The 422-nt window shown below is 60.4% G+C and carries 1 protein-coding gene; it reads right to left on the bottom strand.

All coding sequences use genetic code 11. From position 1 onward, the window contains the following. Nucleotides 1-175: 175 nt before the first annotated feature. A partial coding sequence (locus GPA27_RS28540) for an NIPSNAP family protein (protein WP_169143751.1) occupies nt 176-422 on the bottom strand: 247 nt, incomplete at its 5' end.

Below are 422 nucleotides of genomic sequence, written 5' to 3' on the forward strand. Positions count from 1 at the left end.
CATTTACAGCGGCCGGGCATTTGTGTTGGTGATGGCGGCCATTGTTGCGCTGGTGGGGTTGGGCCAGATAGCGATACACATTGGCTGGGCTAACGAGTACGACAAAGAGGGGAAGCTGATCCAGCGCGAATAGCCGGGGCGCGCGCTGGGCTCCCGATCGATTGGCCCTGAACTCTCACTTGAACACGGGGCGGAAAAAACTCCGCTCATAACTCACGATGCACCCCGTCTCTTCGGCATAGCGGAAAGCCGCTTGGCAGTCCGCATCCTGCATCGACGCCTCGCGGTAGCGCTCGTAGGCTGCGAGGCTCTCGAACGTGAACAGCGCCAGCGCAATGTTGTTGGCGCCCTCGCTGGGCATAAAGTAGCCGTGGTGCTGGCCGCCGAACTTCTCGACCAGCGGAATCCACAGTTTTCCGTAG

The sequence above is a fragment of the Aromatoleum toluolicum genome (assembly GCF_012911005.2).
GTDB lineage: Bacteria > Pseudomonadota > Gammaproteobacteria > Burkholderiales > Rhodocyclaceae > Aromatoleum > Aromatoleum toluolicum.